Here is an 18,432-nt window from a genome sequence, read left to right on the forward strand (position 1 = left end):
TATTCAGTCACCCGACGATCAATTGTCGAGGAAGCTCCGCAGTTTGCGTGACCGGCTCGGATGTTTCAGCTTGCGGAGCGCTTTGGCTTCGATCTGACGGATCCGTTCCCGAGTAACCGAGAATTGCTGGCCGACTTCTTCGAGCGTGTGGTCGGTGTTCATGCCGATACCAAACCGCATACGGAGGACGCGTTCCTCACGCGGGGTGAGGGAGGCCAGAACCCGAGTTGTCGTTTCGCGCAGGTTCGATTGGATCGCCGCATCAATCGGCAGGATCGCATTCTTGTCCTCGATGAAGTCGCCGAGATGCGAATCTTCCTCGTCGCCAATCGGCGTTTCGAGCGAGATCGGCTCCTTGGCAATTTTCATCACCTTACGGACTTTCTCAAGCGGCATGGACAGTTTTGCGGCCAGTTCCTCCGGTGTCGGCTCGCGGCCGATTTCGTTGAGGATCTGACGCGAGGTGCGGACGATCTTGTTGATCGTCTCAATCATGTGCACCGGGATCCGGATCGTCCGGGCCTGGTCGGCGATCGAGCGGGTGATCGCCTGCCGGATCCACCATGTCGCATAGGTCGAGAATTTATAGCCGCGGCGATATTCGAACTTATCGACCGCTTTCATCAGGCCGATATTGCCTTCCTGAATGAGGTCGAGGAATTGCAGGCCGCGGTTCGTGTATTTCTTGGCGATGGAGATGACGAGCCGGAGATTGGCTTCGATCATTTCCTTCTTGGCAATACGGGCCTCGCGTTCGCCTTTCTGCACGGTCTGAACGATCCGGCGGAAATCCTTGACCGTCAGGCCGGTTTCCTGGGCGAGCTGACCGATCTCTTCGCGCAGCTCGACAATGTGGTTGTAGCCCTTGGTCGTGAAATTCTTCCAGCCGCGGCCATCCATGTCGGAGACGCGGTCGAGCCATTCGGGGTCAAGTTCAGCACCCAGATAGGTTGAGAGGAATTCCTGACGGTTGACGCCGTAGCTGTCAGCGAGACGGACGAGCCGGCCTTCGAGCGCCATCAGCGAACGGTTGATCGCATAGAGCTGTTCGACCAGCGCTTCGATCCGGTGATTGTGAAGGCGCACCGAGCGGACCCGCTCGACGATATCCTTTTGCAGCTTGCGCAGGCGTTTGTGCTGGCTGTCCGAGAGGTCTTCGCCAGAGAGATGCTGCTCGATCTGGATGTCCTGCAGGCGGCGCAGTTTCTTGAAGTCGTCGGCGATGTCCTGGAAAGTTTCCATGACGCCTTCGCGCAGCTCGGCCTCCTTGGCGGAGAGCGACAGGTCGCCCTCATCCATGTCGTCCTCGTCGATGCCCTCGGCGGCGCGGGCTTCCTGCTCACGCTGAACGGCCTCGGCGACTTCCGGCTTGGTCATGTCAGGCTTTGACTCAGGGCCACCGTCATAGGTCGCATCAAGGTCAATGATGTCGCGCAGGAGCACGCGGCCTTCTTCGAGTTCCTCGCGCCAAACCGTGATGGCTTCGAAGGTCAGCGAGCTTTCGCAGAGCGCGCGGATCATCGATTCGCGGCCGGCCTCGATCCGTTTGGCGATGGCGATCTCGCCTTCGCGGGAGAGGAGCTCGACGGCGCCCATTTCGCGCAGATACATCCGCACCGGGTCATCGGTGCGGTCAGAATCCGCCTTGGTATTGGTCGTGACGGCTGCCGTGCCGTCTTTCTTGACGACGGACGAGCCGGTTGCCTTGGCCCCGTCGTCGTTGTCGTCATTGGCGGCGTCTTCGTCTTCTTCTTCCGCGTCAGTGACATTGATCCCCATGTCACTCAGCTTCGCCATGATGTCTTCGATCTGTTCGGAGGTGTATTCATCCTCCGGCAGGGCGGCATTGAGCTCGTCATAGGTGACGTAGCCCTGCTTTTTCGCCTTATCGATCATCTTCTTGACCGAGGCGAGGTTCAGGTCGAGTACCGGGCGGTCGCCTTCTTCCTTGACGGCCTTTTTGGTCTTGCTCATGCAGAATTCCCGTTGGACGAGGGGACAGGCTGAGGGATTGCTCCCCTGATCAGTCCTGGCTTTCGTCTGGTTTATGCTCGCTCACAAGGCGTGATCTGTGGCTGACAGCCTCACGCCAGATTTTCTCCTGTCCGGCATCCTGATGCGCCGAAATGGCGGCATCGGCGACCTCGGCTTCGAGATCACCGTGATACCGGTATTTAGACAGTGCATTCAGCCACCCCTGTTCGGCGAATTCGGCGGTGGCGCCCGGTTTGATGAATTTGAGCAAGCTCAATCGCGGGTCGGCCATCCAGTCGGAGTAAGTCTGAAGCGCTATTTCGTCCCCTGAGAGATGCGAAGCAACGGCGCCACTGTCAAGGTCTGGGTTTGCGGTAAAGGCGTCAAGAATGCGTCCCAGAACGCGAGACAGCCCCGGATCGGCAATTTCTAGTGTGAAAACCTCGTCTTCGTGCTCCGCGATAAGCCCCGGATGGTTGGCGAGTGCAAGGACGAGAACGGCCTCGGTGGCGGTTTCAGCCGATTTTGCCGCCGACATAGCTGATTTGAGGGCGGTCGAGGGCATCACCTGATCACGGTAAAAACCTGACCCCATAGGTCCACGGCTGTAGCCTTTGGGGCGGCCCCGCCATTCTGAACGCCCCGTGCCGCGGAAAGTCCGCTTGTCGGCATGTCCGCCGCCTGAGCCCTGCAGCTCATTGAGCTTCACCGCGAAATAATCGCCATAGGCGTGTTTGACGTCCGGATCGGCGATGTCCTTGACCTTCTCGCGAAGCTGGCGGCGGAAGGCGGCGGCCTGTTCAGGCGTCGTGCGCGGATGGGTTTCGCTTTCATGCTCCCAGAGGACATCAGCCATCGGGCGCGCGGCCTCGATGATTTCCTCCATCGCGCTCGCGCCTTTCGCGCGAATAAGATCATCCGGGTCCTGACCTTCTGGCAGGAAAGCGAAATTGAGCGATTTGCCAGGTTTGAGGATCGGTAAGGCGCGGTCGATGGCGCGGAAGGCCGCCGCCTGGCCTGCGCGGTCGCCGTCAAGGCACATGACCGGCGTGTCGGTCGCCCGCCACAGCATCTCCAGCTGACGCTCGGTAATCGCGGTGCCAAGGGGCGCAACGGCGGGCAGGCCCGCCTCCCACAGCGCGATCACATCCATATAGCCCTCGGCGACGAGCAGGGGCTTTTTGGTCTCGGCCTGCATCTTCCGGGCACGGTCATAATGATAGAGCGTCGCTGATTTGTGAAACAGCGGCGTCTCCGGCGAGTTCATGTATTTCGCCTGTACGTCTTTCGAGAGAGCACGGCCGCCAAAGGCGATCACCCCGCGCCGCCCGAGAATAGGGAACATCACCCGGTCGCGGAACTTGTCATAGGGCTTGCCGCCATCATCGGGCCGAATCACCAGCCCCGCCTCGACGAGCAAATCGAGCGGGAAGTCGTGATTGATCAGGTGATCGAGAAGGGCAGTGCGGGTGCCCGGTGCATAGCCGAGCCCGAAGACCTGCCGCGCACGCTCAGAGACACCGCGCCGGTCGAGATAGGCGAGGGCCTCGCGGCCTTCGGCACGGGTCAGCATGGCGCGGTAGAATTTCGCGGCCTCGACATTGGCCCCGGCTATGTCCTTGGCGACTTTCTCGCGCCGCTCATCGTCAGGTGTGTCCTTGGGGATCTCCATACCGGCAAGATCAGCCAGCTGGGAGACGGCCTCCGGGAAGGAGAGATTCTGGGTCTCCATCAGAAAGCCGACAATGTCGCCCGATTTGCCCGAAGAGAAATCAAAGAACCGTCCCTTTTCGTCATTGACGAAGAAGCTGGGAGTTTTCTCTGAAGTGAAGGGCGATAGGCCGCGATATTCCCGGCCTTCCTTTTTAAGCTTCAAATGCCGCCCGATGACATCCGACGCGCGGAGGCGCGCGCGCAATTCATCGAGGAAATCAGGGGAGAAGCGGGGCATCGGGACCTTCTGGATGGAAAGGGGTGCCCTTTACCACATTCCGCGCCGGACCTTCAGCGGTCTTTCTCTTCATTCAATGATGCTGCAATGCAACATGATAATGAGATAAACGACCTCATGATGGTCAGTTTTGAACATAAAACGCCAATCCTCTTGCATTGCAGCAAAAACTGGGTTCGAATTCCTTCTTCCCAGGCAGGAGGAGCATAAAAATGAAACCTGTTCTCAAACTCGGGGCCCTTGTGACGGCCGCAGGCACATTCGTTTCTACCGCGATGGCGCAGGAAGAAGTGGCTGAGGCCGCGGAAGCTGTAGAGGCCGTCATGACGGTCGCCGCCCCTGACACCGTCTTCATCTTCAATACGCTGCTATTCCTCGTGATGGGGATGGTGGTCATGTTCATGGCAGCAGGTTTCTGCATGCTGGAAGCGGGCTCTGTCCGGTCCAAGAATGTGGCCGCAATCTGCCTGAAGAATATCGGCCTTTATGCTATCGCCAGCATCGTCGTCTGGCTGGTTGGCTATAATCTGATTTACGGCAATGCCGACACGCCCGGCGGCTGGATCGGTACACTGAGCGTCTGGGCGCAGGATGACAGCGCGCCGCTTGAGCTTGGCTATGCATCGGGCTCTGACTGGTTCTTCCAGATGGTGTTCGTTGCCACTGCCGCATCTATCGTTTCCGGTACGCTTGCCGAACGCATCCGTATCCTGCCTTTCTTCATCTTCACAGTGATCCTGACCGGTTTTATCTATCCGGTGCAGGCAAGCTGGGAGTGGGGTGCCGGCTGGCTTGATGCCAATTTCGGCTTCTCCGATTTCGCTGGCTCCACGCTGGTGCACGCAACAGGCGGCTGGGCCGCGCTTGCCGGCGCGCTTGCACTTGGCTCACGGACGGGCCGGTTCAAGGAAGACGGTCAGCCGGTTGCGATGTTCGGCTCATCCATGCCGCTGGCGACGCTGGGGACATTCATCCTCTGGCTTGGCTGGTTCGGCTTTAACGGCGGCTCGCAGCTCGCGCTTGGTTCACTCGATGATTCGATCTCCGTTTCAAACATCTTCGTGAACACCAATATGGCGGCAGCCACGGGCTGTGTGACGGTCATCGTTTTGTCGATGATCCTCAAGGGCAAGATCAACCTACCCATGGTGCTTAACGGCGCGATTGGCGGTCTCGTCTCGATCACGGCTGAGCCGCTGGCGCCGGTCGTCTGGCACGCGGCTCTCATCGGCTCTGTCGGCGGTGTACTGATCTATGTCGTCACGCCGCTCCTTGAAAAACTGCAGATTGACGACGTTGTCGGGGCGATCCCGGCGCACCTTGCTTGCGGCATCTGGGGGACGATGATCGTGCCCTTCTCGAACAGTGATGCCACCTATGGCGGTCAGCTTGTCGGGGTACTTGCCAATGGTGCCTTCGTCTTCGGTATCAGCCTCATCATCTGGTTCGGTCTGAAATTCACGATCGGCATCCGGTCGAGTGAGGATGAAGAGAATATCGGCCTCGATCTCTCCGAGACCGGTCATCCGGGTTACGAGATCAATCCGGTTGTTGTCCCCGCAGAGTAGAGTTCACTCTACAATGCTTACTTGAAGGGCCCCGAAAGGGGCCCTTTTTTTGTCTTGGTAACGTGAACGGAGGAAGTCGGCTGGCCCTACTGGGTCAGCTTCTCTTTCACCTTCTGATTGGCGAGGGTGAAATCCATCGCGCCCTGAAATTTCGATTTCAGCGCACCCATGCATTTGCCCATGTCTTTGAGGCCCTCGGCACCGATCTCGCCGATGACGCCATCAACGGCGGTCGAGATTTCGTCCTCGGACATCTGGCGGGGCAGGTATTCGCGGATGATTTCGATCTCGCGGCGCTCCTGTTCGGCCAGCTCAATGCGGCCGGCGTCCTCATATGTCGCGGCTGAATCCTCGCGCTGTTTCACCATTTTGGTGAGGACGGCGAGAATATCGTCATCTTTCAGCCCGCAGCACTGGTCATTGGCGCGCGCGGCAATGTCCCGATCTTTCACAGCAGCCGTGATCAGCCGCAGTGTCGCCACGCGCAGCTTGTCATTGCGCGCTTTCATGGCGGTTTTCAGATCGGCGGTAATGGTCTCAAGAAGTACGGAAGTCATTCGAATCCTACCGGTTTTCGGGTCGTCCACGAGGCACGGACAGAAAGTATACGCTGTTTCGGGTCAAGTGGAGCGGGCTATAAGGGTGCGTTCCTAACGCTGTTGCCTCACCAGATGCATATCCCGGGCCGAGATGACTTCCCTCAAGGCGCAAGGCTCGTTAAGGGCGGTCGGCTCACCTCGGGAAAGGGTGGGCGCTCACTACGGAGAAATATGGAAAGATGCGCCTAAGTCAAGACGCTGCGAAACCGGTCCGCACAGCCCGCCTGGTGCTGGCCGACGGGACGGTCTTTGAAGGAGAAGGCTTTGGCGCCAGCGGCGTTGCTGTTGGCGAAGTCTGTTTCAACACGGCCATGACCGGCTATCAGGAAATCCTGACCGATCCGAGTTATGCCGAGCAGATCGTCACCTTCACTTTCCCCCATATCGGCAATGTCGGCGCCAATGATGATGATGCGGAGAACGCAACCGACGAGGCTGCCGTTGCGGCCCGCGGGGCCGTCGTTCGGGCGCCGCTGACGACGCCGTCGAATTTCCGCGCGCGGTTTGACCTGCCCGGCTGGATGAAACGTCGCGGCATTATCGGTATTTCCGGGGTTGATACCCGTGCGCTGACAGCTGCGATCCGCGAGGGCGGCATGCCGCATGGCGTGATCGCGCATTCCCCGTCGGGGCATTTTGACATGGATGACCTCCTTCGCCGCGCGAAAGGCTTTGCCGGGCTTGAGGGCATGGATCTCACCGGCCGGGTGTCGGGCGCGCGCGCCTATAAGGAAGCGCAAGCCGACTGGACAGGTGAGGGCTTCACAACGGGCAACCCGGATGGTCCGCATGTTGTGGTCATCGATTATGGCGTGAAGCGCACGATCCTCCGCCGTCTTGTTGCGGCGGGCTGCCGCGTGACGGTCGTGCCGCCGAAAACCGATTTCGAGACCATCATGGCGAAGAACCCGGACGGTGTGGTCCTGTCGAACGGGCCGGGCGATCCTGCTGCAACTGCGGAATATGCCGTGCCCGTCATTCAGAAAATCCTTGAAGCGAAAGTGCCGCTTTTCGGGATCTGCCTCGGGCACCAGCTCCTTGCGCTGGCCGTTGGCGGGCGCACCATGAAGATGCCGCAGGGCCATCATGGCGCGAACCACCCGGTGAAAGACCTGACGACCGGCAAGGTCGAGATCGTCTCGATGAACCACGGCTTCGCGGTCGATACGGAAAGCCTGCCCTCACGGGTGAAAGCCACGCATACGTCGCTTTTTGATGGCTCGAATTCTGGCCTGATCGTTGAGGATGCCCCGGCCATGTCGGTCCAGCATCACCCCGAGGCGAGCCCCGGTCCGCAGGACAGCTATCCTGTCTTCTCGCGCTTCGTCGACATGATGCGCGAGGAAAAAGGCAAGGCGGCCTGACCCGCCTCGCCTTCATGCTTCGTCAGAGAACGAAGCTGTTCACGATCTGCCAGTCGCCATTGAGCTTCATCAGCTGAACCTGTTCTGACCACGGACCTGCATCCACGCGGGCCGAGGCAACACGCGCCGTGAAATTATGCACGGTGAAACGCGCCTCATTTTCTTCGACCCCGAAAGAGCCGGCATCGAGGATCAGCGCTTCGCGGGCGAGGGGCTCGATATAGCTGGCGCCCCCATGTGTCGTGCCAAGCTGGCGGCGTTCAAGCTCGATATGGAGCGTCTCTTCCAGCCGGTCTTTGTCGCCGGCGAGCCCGGCAATATAGCTCGTCAGTACACCATCAATTGCGGCACTGTCTTCATCCGCGCTCTGGCTCTGATAGGTATCAAGTCCGCCATATACGCAATTGAGGAGGCTCCATTCGCCGTTGATCTTCACGGCGGTGAAGAAGTCATACCACTCGCCATTGACCATCTCGATCGAGGCGGCATTGCCGGTGATCTCATGGACGATGACGCGCGGGCTATCGACCTTCTGAAGCCGGTCATCATGATTATAAATCCGCCCGAGGATCTGAAGCCGCGCCGGGGAGAGATGCTCCATCATCTCTTGGCCGGTGCCACGCCAGTTATCGTCGCGGCCTTTTTTCGACAGCGCCGGATGGACGGTGGAGAGGACCTGTTCGGGGCTTTTCTCCCAGAAACCGAGCGCGAAGGTCTTGCCCAGCGCATCAAGTTCTTCAGCATCATCGGCGAGGGCGGGCGTGAAGAGCCCGCCAAGGATCAGGAGCCCCGCGGGCAGCATGGATTTGAGCGACATGGTCATCCCCTCTCATTATCGTTTATCGATAATGTATCGGATGAGTTCGTCCAGAAATCCAGAGCCGGAATCCTAAACAATCAGAATGGAAATTTCGCTCGAAGAGCCTCAGCGGCGTGGCAACCCGGTCGGCAAGGGCGAGCGGCGAAGGGCCGGGCTTTCAGCCAGTTTCGCCAGCCGCGAGGTCGTCATGTCCTTGACCGTCTCGGCGGGAGCTTCCTCGGCTTCTGCCTCAGGCTCCTTGGCCTGGGCCTTGTCCGCCGGTTTGATCGCCCGCGCTGCGGTCAGGGGTTCGAGATTGAACGCCGCCGGGAAGTGATCTTCCCTGACCAGCGTATCGGCGACGGCCTGACCGATCTCATAGGCGATCTGGAAGCCGTCCCGGTCCATCATGTTCCGTACACGGTTGAGCTGGCGCGTCGAAAGGCCGAGTCCGAATTCATCGGACAGGGTCTTGGCCGTCAGCTTCGCTTGATAGCGCTGATAGGTGCATTGCGGCTCCGGCGTCAGGCGGGCATCGCGAAGGTCACCGAATTCCTGGATAGTCTCCTGCGGCACGGCAGGCTCTGAAAGGAGCTGCATCAGCAGCTCGCCCGTGTGCTCTGCGCCATCAATCATGAAATTAAGGCCGCGCTGCGCCTGTTTGGCGCGAGAGGAACGGCGGTTCGACGCGGGCGAAAGTTCATTACACAGACTGCCAGTGCCGACAGAGGTGACAAGGAGCTGCTCCTCACCCTTGGTCCAGCCAAAGCCGCGATTATTGAGGGTCGCCAGCAGGAAGAGCTGGAAGGCCGGATTGTTGAACGGCGTGAAACCGGCATCAACGAAGAGGCCCTCTTCAAGATGCGGCAGGCGCGCAAGCTTGACCTGCGCGGGCGCGAATTCCCCCGGATAGGCGGTCGAGGCGCGGATCACATTGGCGACCGGATAGCGCGCATAGCCGAGCGCCGCTTTCTCCGGCGCGTCGTCGTAATTGGGGCCTTCGGGATTGTTGTGGAAAACGAGGGTCGAGTCGGTGTCGACCCGCCGGGCGACAACGGCGAGGCCGGTCGCCATCTCCCCACCAAGGGTCTTGGACCCAAAGATCCGCTCGAGTGCCTGGCCGAGGCGTTTCTCGTCGAACTGGCCCCCGCGGCGGAACACGTCGCGCGTCAGCTCTTCGTAAAGCGTGCGCAGCTCACTCGCGCGGACCGCATTGGTCGCAAGCGCCGCAGCAAGGATCGCCCCGGTCGAGGTGCCGCCGATGAGGTCGAAATAGTCGGACAGCTTGAAGCTGTCGTGATTGCCGTGCCGGCGTTGAAGCGTGCCTTCGATCTTCTCGAGAATTGCAATCGACATGGCAGAGCGCACCCCGCCGCCATCGAGCGCAAGCAGGCGCTTGGGGCCGGTCGGCCCAAGATGGTCATGCATGTCAGGACGCCGATAATTGCGCCGCCGGGGCTTGAAGGACAGGCCCAGTTCACCGGCACTATTCGCAAATCGGCTTAGCATATGACGTAACGATCCCCCGTGAGTTACATCAGGCAGGCCAACATTTCCCGCCACAGGGGACGACTATGCCACGGCCTCCCGCGCGATAGAAGGGGCATTTATGGAGGGAATCTCATCAAGCAGCGACCTGTTGCAGGACTGCCTTGTCAGGAAGGCGTCAAACATCAGGACTGACCACAGCTCCTGGCCATGCTGACCGCGCCCGGTACGGTGCCGCTTTGCCAGCTCGCGGACGCGGTCGAGGCTGAAATAGCCGCTGTCGCGCCATGCATCACGGGCCATCAGATTGTCGATCAGGGCGCCGCCATCATCGCGGAACCAGCCATCGACGGGGGCGCCAAAGCCCTGTTTTTGGCGAGCGAGGATATCGGCGGGCAGGCGGGGTTTGAGCGCTTCCTTGAGGATACGCTTCGCCGTCGGCCCTTTGAGCTTGAAGGAGCGGGGCAGGGTCGCGGCCCACTCGACCAGCCGGTGATCAAGGAGCGGCGGGCGCACCTCAAGGCCGCTCGCCATGGAGGCACGGTCGACCTTCACCAGCATTCGGCCGGGTAACCATGTCACCATGTCGACGGCCTGTGCGGCCAGGACAGGGTCGGAGATGTCGGCGGCGACCATCGCGCTCTCGATGATCGATTGCGGCTCGTAATCGCGCATTTCTGGCGCAAGCAAGGCGCGGCAGCGGTCGGGCAGGATGGCGGATACCGCGCGGGCGTAACCAGCCTCGGGTTCTTCGCTGACCGACTGGAGCGCGGTCTTCAGGCGAAAAGGAGCAGGCACGCTTGGCGGGAAGGCGGGATAGAGGTGTCCCGCTGCGCGGAAGACCGAGCGGCGGGCGACTTCGGGCAGGAATTGCCGGATGCGCGCTTCCTGCAGGATGCCGTCATATCGTCCGTAGCCTGCGAATATCTCATCACCGCCATCACCGGAAAGGGCAACGACCGAATGCTGGCGCGCGCCTTTGCACAACAGAACCGTCGGCACGGCGGAGGTATCGGCGAATGGCTCGCCATAGATCGCGGCTACCGCCGGGATCAGGAAGCTCGGATCAAAATGGGTGACGAATTCGCGGTGATCAGTGCCAAGGTGCCGGGCAACTTCGGCGGCGGGGCCGCGCTCGTCATAGGCGGGATCGTCAAATCCCATGGCGCAGGTCGTGACTTTTGCCTCACGTCCAATCTGCATGGAGGAGGCAACAGCGCTTGAATCAACGCCGCCCGACAGGAAAGCCGCAATCGGCCGGTCGGAGATCATCTGGTCACTGACGGCCTCGTCCAGCGTCGGCAGCATGGTTTCGAGCGCTGCCTCAAACCGGCAGCCCTGATCGGGTTTCATCCGCAGGGACCACCAGCGACGCGGCGGCGGAACATCCCGGCCGCGCCGGATCGTCAGCTCATGGGCGGGGGGCAGCTTGCGGATGCCGCGATAGATTGTCTTGGGGTCCGGCACATAGCCATAGAAGAGATAGTCAGCGACCGAGGTGGAATCGATCACCGGGGTGACGAGGCCACCAGCCAGCATCGCGTCAATCTCTGAGGCAAAGACGAGGAAGCCGTCACGAGTAATGTAGGTGTAAAGAGGTTTCTCCCCCAGCCGGTCACGGGCAAGGGTCAGGGTCTCGTTGCGCGGATCCCATGCGGCAAAGGCGAACATGCCCTGCAGCTCTGGCAGGCCTTCAGGTCCGCGAAGGTCCATCAGCTCGGCAAGGACTTCCGTATCCGACCGTGTACGGAACTGACGGCCCGCGCGGGTGAGGTCTTCGCGGACTTCCCTGTGATTATAGATCTCGCCGTTATAGCAAATCACCGTCCCGCCGGACGCGGTATAGGGCTGGCGCCCGCCTGCCTCATCGATGATCGCAAGACGGCGATGACCGAACCCAAGGCCGGGTTCGAGATGATAGCCATGCCCGTCTGGCCCCCGGTGCTCGAGGGCTTCCGTCATGCGTTCCAGCGCCAGCCGGTCGATTTCCCGGCGGCCCTCAAGGTCCACAATGCCTGCGATGCCGCACATCAGAAAAGTCCCCCCACGATGATCATACCACCTGCCGCAAGCCAGATCATGGGGCGGGGCGCCTCTATCTGGGCCATCGGCGGGGAGGATCTTACAGGGGCACCCGTCTCGGAAGCCTTAAGCGCGGCGATGAAAAGTGTCGCGAATATCAGGGCGAAAAGGCCCCAGCCGTAAACGAGATGATCAAATCCTGTGGCAAGCGACATGTCTGACGTAACGCCGATAAGGACGACCGAGACCGCGCGGATGAGATTGGCGATCACCGGCACGATGAAACAGGCCGCGATCAGGACGAGCTGCTTCCAGCGTGTGCGGAGGAGGAGATGCGCGAAGAGGATGCCGCTGACGACCATGCCGACAAGGAAGCGAAGCCCCGCACAGGCTTCGGCAACAAGGAAATCGCCGGGCTCGGTGCGGATCATCAGGCCCTGCCGGATCGCCGTGATGTCGAGGACATGCAGCGTGCCGATGATCGCAGCCGCCGTGATCTCCTGAAGGAACGGGGTGATCTCTTCGCCGACAGGGACTGCGCAGAAGAGGAAGGCCAGCGCAAAACGGTGGCGGATCGCAAAGGTCTTGCCGAAGACGAGCGCGAGGAGCGAAGTGATGCCGCCTGCAATGGCGATATGCTGGCCGAGCTGAATATCCGTGATCGTCGCAAGCGCATAAAGTGCACTTGCTCCGCCAACGCCCACGAGCGCGAGCGGCCATGTCGCAAAGACTTCGCCCTTGCGCCAGCCATCATAGATCAGCCCCGCGCTGACGATCGGCACCAGAAAGCCGTGCATATAGGCCGGGCTGATCCGCCAGACATTGATCATGTGAAGTAGCCCCTCGCGCCAAGCGATGAGCAGCAGCAGGACAAGCCCGCCAGCGCCCAACAGGCTCAGATGCCGGGGCCGCATCTCAGTAGTCTTTCTTGTAATTGACTGAGACATCCTGGGCGCCATTGGGCTGGAGGGTGGATTCGACGGTGACATCATCGGTGAGTTCATAGGTCACGGTAACTTCAGAACTCGTGCCACGCGCGGTCTGACGGGCGCTGACATAAAGATCATCGGAGATATATTTGCCGACCTGCACGACCCCTTCGCCGGTCGCCTCATCGACCCCGAAGGAAAGCGCGTCGAGCCCGAGGGTTGATTGCAGGCCCGTCCCGCCGCCGAAGGACGGGCCGATCCCGGCAAGGCTGCGCAGGGCGTTCGCGATCTGGAGCGATTCAAGCGCTGAGAGTTCCGTGGGCTGCTTGCCGAAGAGGATCAGCGCCATGACGTCTTCTTCCGGCATGGGCGGATTGGAGCTGAGCGAAATTTCGGGGCTCGTTACCGTGCCGCCGACATTCACATAGGCATCGACCTCATCGCGGCTATATCCGGCGCGGGCATTGATCGTCGCAAGGGTGTCCGTATGCGGCTGGAATTCGATGCGGCCTCGGTCGAAGTCAAAGGTCCGCCCGGCAAAATCGAGCGAGCCCCGGCGCAGGATGATATCCCCGTCAATGACTGGCGCAGCGCTGGTCCCGTCAATGTCGAGATTGGCCCGCCATTCGGTATCCAGCCCCCGACCACGGATGAAAATCTCGTTCTCCGCCGTGACATGCAGATCGAGCGTGACATTGGGTGCGCTTTGCTTGGGGGCCTTGAGTTCGGCAAGTTCCGGCTCCGGGCCGTCAACACGGACGACATTCACCTCCGTATAGGTCGGTACGCCCTCGCCATTGCCGCCTGCGGAATCTGGAATGCCTGAATCGATCTGGCCGATATTGACCGTGCCCGCGAGTTTGAGGTCATCAAAGGTGCCTGTCAGGGCCAGATCGGCACCTGTGCGAACCTTGAGGTTCGGGCCATCAACGATGGTCGCATCACTGAGGACGAGCTTGGCATCAACGGCGCTTTTGTCTCCGGCCAGCTCCACCGTGCCTTGAAGATTAACGGATTTATCGCGTCCGCTGGCACCGGCGCCGACGATGTCAAAGCGGCCCCTTGCGTTGTCGGTGCTGTAGCCAAGCTCGATCACGCCTGTCAGTTCAGTCATGGTGACGCCGATTGAGGGTTCCTCGAACCGGCCATCGGCGAGATTGATGCGGCCCTCTAGCAGCGGCGCATTCGGTGTCCCTGAGAGATTGATTGCGCCTTCAAGCTCGCCCGTGAAATAGGGCGGGACGGACGGAATGAAGGCGTAGAGTGGGGAGATATCGCCCTTGGCCCGGACCGTGCCGCTGATCTCTTCTTCGGGCAGAGCGATGGAGAGTCGCCCATTCGTGCGAGTCAGGCGCAGCGGCCATTTGACGTCCGTAGTGATAAAGGACTGGCCGCCCTCCGGCGCAATGGTAGAGGTGAAGGTCAGTGTCTCGCCGGACCAATTCCCTTCCGCGGCCAGGCGATAGGTGTCATCGCTTTCCTCAGGCGAGGCCGTGGCGGAGGCAGTGAACCGGGCCGGGGTCTCTTCATTCGTATCAAGAGTGAAGGCGCCGGTCACGGGCGAGGTAAAGCGCGGCAGCTCCACGCTTTCAAGTGAGACATCCGCGACCCAATGGGTCGGCGCAAAACTGCCCGAAGCGGTCACCTCGCCATCGCTGAGCCAGTCAAGCCGTGTTTGCGACAGGCTAATCGTCTTCCCCAGCGTGAGACGCGTCGGCGAGATAAGCGTGATGCGGGATTTCTCCGTGTCCTCATCAATCGCGGCGACAAGCCGGTTGATCTCGGCGCTCCGCGTCTCGCCATCGAGATGCCAGACTGTGCCGATATCGGCTTTGGCGAGATACACACCGGGCAGATAGGCGCCTTGCGCTGTCACATCCGCCCGCAGATTGGAGAGTGTGCCGCCTGCGGTGAACTCGGCTGAGGCAATGTCATATTCGCCATAACGGAAGCGCTCCAGCGTGCCCGTCGCCTCGACACTGTCCGTATTGCCATCAAGTTTGGTGTCGATATTCATCGCACCTGCAATCGTCTGTCCGGTGATGAGCGTCGTCGGGGTGGGCGAGTTGAGCGCGAGCTTGGCTTCCGCGCTGCCATTAGCAGGCTGGTAGGCGGCATTGCCTTCGAGAGTGAGATTGCCGCCTGTGAAGGTCAGGCGCGGTAGGGCGATCCTGTTTTCCGTGCTCGCAAGCTCGGCATAGCCGCGATAGCTTTCATCCGAGGACTGAAGGCGGATCGTACCGGCGGGCCGGGACGGCAGGCCGGTCAGGTTCGCTGACAACGTGCCGGGGGTGAAGCTGATCTCCTCATAGCTGCCCTGCGGGAAGCGAAGCGTCATGTCGGCCTTTGCATCCTGCGCCGTGCCTGATGCGCTTAACCGGTAGGGCAGGTCGGCACTGAAAAGCTTCTGCCCGGTGAGGAGGGCGAAGGCGTCCGGCCCGAGATTGCCGGCGAGGGTTGCGTCGACCGCGCCCGTCTCATGGGTATAGGCGGCGTTGCCTGAGAGCGTCATCCGCTGGCCGTCGGCCCCAAGCTGGCCCGTCATATTGGTCAGGCTGACCGCGATGTCATCCGTGACGCTGAGATCGCCGCTGACCCGCCCGCCCTGCGCAAGAATGGGGTCGATCTGTCCGGCGGAGAAAGGGATATCTCGGGCATCAAGCGCGATCTTCCCGGCAAAGAGCATCTCACCGCCAGAGGTGCCGTCCGTGACAGTCAGGCGCGCAAGTTTCGTTTCAAGCTCACCGGCAAAGGAAATGATGTCCCCGCGTTCGAACTGGCCCTTGAGGGTGACGGGACCGGCCAGCATGGGCGCGTCATAATCGGCGGCGAGGGCTTCGCTCAGCTCCCCGCTGATATCGGCTTCATAAACGCCTTTGCCATTCATCGGCAGGCTGACAGTGCCCGCGAGCTCCCCGAACCGGGCGCGGGCTTCTTCAAGCGTCAGGACGATCCGGTCATCCGCCGCTTTCGTATCGCCGCGAATATAGAGCGCATCGCCCACAAGGGTGGCGCTGGTCTCGGGCAGGAGCGGGCCGGGTACGATATTGAGCGAGAAACGCGCATCCTCGAAACTGACGAGATCGCCGCCAATGTCGCCCGAAAGTCCCCCAAAGAGACCGGCTTCCCCCTCAATCGTGCCCTGCCAGTCATCGAGCGGCCCGCTGCCATCAAGCGTCAACCAGACCGTATCCTCCGCGCCCAGCGCCGTGGTGATGAGCCCGTTCGGGGCACTGAGCGCCGACCCGCTCAGTTGCAGCCGGTCGCGGTCATAATCCATCTTGAGGCGGAGGGAATCTGAATCAGATGTGGTGTCGAGCTCGAAGCTGGCGCTGGCGTGCCGGTTTTCGGTCTTCGCATGGCCCTTGAAGGTCAGATCATAGCGCTCACCGAAGACGGGCTCACGGATCGAGAAACTGTCGACGGAGAATTCCTCGACCAGAATTTTCGGCAGCGGAAAGAGGCTGCGGCTTTTGTCCGTGGATGGCTCGTCCTTTTCGGGGCGTTCGGGTAGGACGGGCTCGCGATAGAGGATGATGTTCGAGCCTGAAAGAAGCTCGATGCGGATATCGCGGCTGAGTGCAGCCAGCGGTGACCATCGAAGCGTCAGCGTGTCCGCCGTCAGCCAGTCCTCTCCTTCCTGACTGAGTGACAGGTCGGAGATGATGATTTCACCAGGCAGGGCCCCCCTGATCCGCTCGAAATGGATGTCGCTGCCGAGCTGTTGCTCAACGATGCGCTCGATGCGCGGGCGGGCAATAGAATCTATGATCCGCTGGCCAACAGGTGTCTTCGGAAAGACGAACACTGTGCCGAGCAGGAGGAGGACCAGCGCCATAAGCCCGATCCCGAGATATATCAGGATACGGCGCATCAGAAAGGCTGCCCCAGCGCGATATAGACTTGGATCGGATCATCCTGAAAGATCGTCTGCTCCTCAAGCATCCCATCTTCATTCTCGCGCAGACCCCGGATCTCGCGCTTGTCGAGAGGGGTAGCGACATCAAGACGGATCGGCCCGATAGGGGTCAGATACCGAACGCCGACCCCTGCGCCGACAAGGAAGTCGCCGGAGAAATCTGGCGTTTCGCTTTCAAAGACAGAGCCGCCATCTGCGAATAGAGCGATCTGGATCTTCTCCTGAACCCGAAAGCGGGTTTCAAGATTGACCTCGGCAACAGAGGCGCCGCCGGTCGGATTGCCGGTCTCGCTGTCGATGGGACCTGCTTCCTGAAAGGCATAGCCGCGCACCGAGCCGCCACCGCCCGCAAAGAAACGCTCCGTTGCCGGAAGGTCCGTGCCGCTGGCACCGATGGTCGCGCCCATCCGCGCGCGGCCCGCAATCAGGAAGCGCTTGGTGGAGCCAAATCCGATCCGAGAGGCAGCGGAGAGCTCTGCCCGGTTGAATTGCAGATCTCCAAAGAACGGTGTGACTTCCGCCCGCAGACGATAGCCGGAGGTCGGGTTCAGCGCATTGTTCTCATTGTTATAGGCGGCGGCGAATGGCAGGCTTGCCGTCTGGAAGGTCTCTTCGAACCCGTCGGGGAAATCGGGATCCGAGAAATCCGTGATGTCCGAAATCGTATAACGAAGCCCGGCGGAGAGCTCCCATTTGCTCTCGAAGAATTTCTTGGTGACCCCGGCACCGACGGTCGCGGTCTGCGCTTCGAAGGCGTCTGTCGTCTCATTCTCCAGAAGAAGACTCGTATTCCACGACCCCGGCCAGCGCGGCAGAGGATCCTCGAAAATGACTTCAAGATCCTGTGCGGGGGCGGACCATTTCAGCTCCGTCGACAGACGCTCGCCGCCGCCGAAGATATTGCGGTTCTCCCAGTTCGCAGTCGCGCCGATACCGACATCGGTGCCGAAGGAGACCCCGGCGCCAATCGTGCGGTGCTTGCGCTCCTCGACAGTGACGAGAAGGTCTGTCCGGCCATCTGCCGCAGGCGGAGCGGGCTCGATCGCGACTTCACGGAAGAGGCTGGTGCCCGCGAGACGTGTGCGGAATTTGTCGATCTGCTTGCGGCTATAAATGTCGCCTTCGGCGGGTCGGAAATGCGCGGCGATGAAATCGGTATCAGTGCGCTTGAGGCCTTCAGTGCGGATATCGCCATAGGTGGCGATCGGCCCCGTTCGCAGGCGGAAGACCGCCGTGGCGGTCGAATCCTCAAACCGGGCCTCGACTTGCCGCTCGATCTCTTCTGTCGCGGGATAGCCATTGTTCCACAGGTAAGAGACGAGGGCGTCGCTCAACTCTTCGAGTTTTTTGCCCGCCGGATCACCTTTGGGGGTTTTCCCGATGGCGGCAAAATCTGCTGGGCGCTCATTTGGCTGATCGTCGACATAAATGATCACATAATCGGTGACCGTAAATTTCTCGCCTGGCGTGACTGCGATGGTGACGCGGACGTCGAGCCCGGTCCGCTTGATGTCGGGAACGACATTAGCGGCGTAATAGCCCTTTGAGCGCAAGGCCCGTTCGATGGCCCGCGCGTCCTGTTCGACAGCACGGCGCAGGGGCGCGAGCGCGGTGTAGGTTTCCTTGCCGCGGGCGACCTTGCTCAAGACCCGCATCTCTTTGTGCAGGGCCTCATTCTCGATGCCCGTCAGCTCGACGGCGACATCAAGTTCAGCTGCTGCGATAGCGGCGGCGGGGGCCATGATCAGGCACGCACCGGCTGCCAGGGTCCAGGGTCTCAACTCACGCATGATACCAATTCAAACTTGCGCCCCGCGAA

The 18,432-nt window shown here is 60.8% G+C and carries 11 protein-coding genes; 2 read left to right on the forward strand and 9 right to left on the reverse strand.

Features of this window, described 5'->3' with window-relative positions; all coding sequences use genetic code 11:
• Window positions 1-18: 18 nt before the first annotated feature.
• The gene (gene rpoD, locus DX908_RS00385) at window positions 19-1,974 is read right to left on the reverse strand and encodes an RNA polymerase sigma factor RpoD (RefSeq protein ID WP_116390501.1); all 1,956 of its coding nucleotides are present in this window, start codon (window positions 1,972-1,974) and stop codon (window positions 19-21) included.
• A 49-nt stretch (window positions 1,975-2,023) separates the two neighbouring features.
• On the reverse strand, window positions 2,024-3,925 hold the full coding sequence (dnaG, locus tag DX908_RS00390) for a DNA primase (protein WP_116390502.1): 1,902 nt from the start codon (window positions 3,923-3,925) through the stop codon (window positions 2,024-2,026).
• A gap of 212 nt (window positions 3,926-4,137) precedes the next feature.
• Here dnaG and DX908_RS00395 point away from each other — a divergent pair, with 212 nt between their 5' ends.
• Complete coding sequence (locus DX908_RS00395; RefSeq protein WP_233508606.1) at window positions 4,138-5,493, forward strand: ammonium transporter family protein; 1,356 nt, start codon at window positions 4,138-4,140, stop codon at window positions 5,491-5,493.
• Window positions 5,494-5,579: 86 nt separating this feature from the next.
• Here the strand turns inward: DX908_RS00395 and DX908_RS00400 are convergent, their stop codons facing one another.
• Window positions 5,580-6,050 carry a GatB/YqeY domain-containing protein gene (locus DX908_RS00400; protein WP_116390503.1) on the reverse strand — a complete coding sequence of 157 codons (471 nt, stop codon included), beginning with the start codon at window positions 6,048-6,050 and terminating at the stop codon, window positions 5,580-5,582.
• A gap of 221 nt (window positions 6,051-6,271) precedes the next feature.
• On the opposite strand from DX908_RS00400, the gene carA reads away from it, so the two are divergent.
• Entirely contained in the window at window positions 6,272-7,456 is a 1,185-nt protein-coding gene (gene carA, locus DX908_RS00405; RefSeq protein WP_116390504.1) for a glutamine-hydrolyzing carbamoyl-phosphate synthase small subunit, read from the forward strand.
• 22 nt (window positions 7,457-7,478) lie between these two features.
• On the opposite strand, the gene DX908_RS00410 is transcribed toward carA, so the two are convergent.
• The 6 genes from DX908_RS00410 to DX908_RS00435 all read right to left on the reverse strand — a co-directional run bounded on the left by DX908_RS00410 (window position 7,479) and on the right by DX908_RS00435 (window position 18,403).
• Complete coding sequence (locus DX908_RS00410; RefSeq protein ID WP_158548384.1) at window positions 7,479-8,273, reverse strand: nuclear transport factor 2 family protein; 795 nt, start codon at window positions 8,271-8,273, stop codon at window positions 7,479-7,481.
• Between the two features lie 108 nt (window positions 8,274-8,381).
• Entirely contained in the window at window positions 8,382-9,683 is a 1,302-nt protein-coding gene (locus DX908_RS00415; protein ID WP_158548385.1) for a patatin-like phospholipase family protein, read from the reverse strand.
• A 144-nt stretch (window positions 9,684-9,827) separates the two neighbouring features.
• Window positions 9,828-11,774, reverse strand: a complete 1,947-nt coding sequence (gene asnB, locus DX908_RS00420) for an asparagine synthase (glutamine-hydrolyzing) (protein WP_116390507.1) — start codon at window positions 11,772-11,774, stop codon at window positions 9,828-9,830.
• A complete protein-coding gene (xrtA, locus tag DX908_RS00425; RefSeq protein ID WP_158548386.1) occupies window positions 11,774-12,679 on the reverse strand; it encodes an exosortase A in 906 nt (301 codons plus the stop codon). The genes asnB and xrtA overlap by 1 nt, the downstream gene beginning before the upstream one ends.
• A gap of 1 nt (window position 12,680) precedes the next feature.
• Window positions 12,681-16,568, reverse strand: coding sequence for a translocation/assembly module TamB domain-containing protein (locus DX908_RS00430; RefSeq protein WP_116390509.1), 3,888 nt, complete (start codon window positions 16,566-16,568; stop codon window positions 12,681-12,683).
• The gene (locus tag DX908_RS00435; RefSeq protein WP_116390510.1) at window positions 16,568-18,403 is read right to left on the reverse strand and encodes an autotransporter assembly complex protein TamA; all 1,836 of its coding nucleotides are present in this window, start codon (window positions 18,401-18,403) and stop codon (window positions 16,568-16,570) included. Before DX908_RS00435 ends, DX908_RS00430 begins: the two co-directional genes overlap by 1 nt.
• Between the last annotated feature and the right edge of the window lie 29 nt (window positions 18,404-18,432).

Source organism: Parvularcula marina (assembly GCF_003399445.1).
Lineage (GTDB): Bacteria > Pseudomonadota > Alphaproteobacteria > Caulobacterales > Parvularculaceae > Parvularcula > Parvularcula marina.

Coding starts and splice junctions, on each gene's coding strand:
- DX908_RS00415 (WP_158548385.1), bottom strand. CDS start 9,683: ATGCATGACCATCTTGGGCCGACCGGCCCCAAGCGCCTGCTTGCGCTC.
- xrtA (WP_158548386.1), bottom strand. CDS start 12,679: ATGCGGCCCCGGCATCTGAGCCTGTTGGGCGCTGGCGGGCTTGTCCTG.
- DX908_RS00410 (WP_158548384.1), bottom strand. CDS start 8,273: ATGTCGCTCAAATCCATGCTGCCCGCGGGGCTCCTGATCCTTGGCGGG.
- DX908_RS00400 (WP_116390503.1), bottom strand. CDS start 6,050: ATGACTTCCGTACTTCTTGAGACCATTACCGCCGATCTGAAAACCGCC.
- rpoD (WP_116390501.1), bottom strand. CDS start 1,974: ATGAGCAAGACCAAAAAGGCCGTCAAGGAAGAAGGCGACCGCCCGGTA.
- asnB (WP_116390507.1), bottom strand. CDS start 11,774: ATGTGCGGCATCGCAGGCATTGTGGACCTTGAGGGCCGCCGGGAAATC.
- DX908_RS00395 (WP_233508606.1), top strand. CDS start 4,138: ATGAAACCTGTTCTCAAACTCGGGGCCCTTGTGACGGCCGCAGGCACA.
- carA (WP_116390504.1), top strand. CDS start 6,272: ATGCGCCTAAGTCAAGACGCTGCGAAACCGGTCCGCACAGCCCGCCTG.
- dnaG (WP_116390502.1), bottom strand. CDS start 3,925: ATGCCCCGCTTCTCCCCTGATTTCCTCGATGAATTGCGCGCGCGCCTC.
- DX908_RS00430 (WP_116390509.1), bottom strand. CDS start 16,568: ATGCGCCGTATCCTGATATATCTCGGGATCGGGCTTATGGCGCTGGTC.
- DX908_RS00435 (WP_116390510.1), bottom strand. CDS start 18,403: ATGCGTGAGTTGAGACCCTGGACCCTGGCAGCCGGTGCGTGCCTGATC.